The following is a 255-nucleotide window of genomic DNA, read 5'->3' as shown; positions in this document are numbered from 1 at the left end:
GCGAGAAATGGTTGCCGTTCCTGCAGTGCATGTTGGGTTCGATGACGGTACGGGCCGCAGCCGAATCCACCGGCATCCACCGCAACACCAGTTTTCGCTGGCGTCACCGTTTTCTTGCCATGGCCAAAGACGACCGGCCCAAACCCTTGAGCGGCATCGTCGAGGCGGACGAAACATATTTGCTGGAATCGCAGAAGGGATCGCGTCACATGACGCGTCCTCCTCGGCGGCGCGGCGGCCACGCCAAAAAGCGCG

Annotated in this window: 1 pseudogene; it reads left to right on the top strand. The window is 61.6% G+C overall.

Annotated features, from left to right (window positions below):
• Positions 1–255 (top strand): annotated as a pseudogene (locus GM672_RS28125) (IS1595 family transposase); the annotation flags it as partial.

Origin of the sequence: Pseudoduganella buxea (genome assembly GCF_009720835.1) — a bacterium.
Taxonomy (GTDB): domain Bacteria; phylum Pseudomonadota; class Gammaproteobacteria; order Burkholderiales; family Burkholderiaceae_D; genus Rugamonas; species Rugamonas buxea.
The sequence above is the reverse complement of the archived record's forward strand: the minus strand, read 5'-3'. Positions and strand labels throughout refer to the sequence as shown.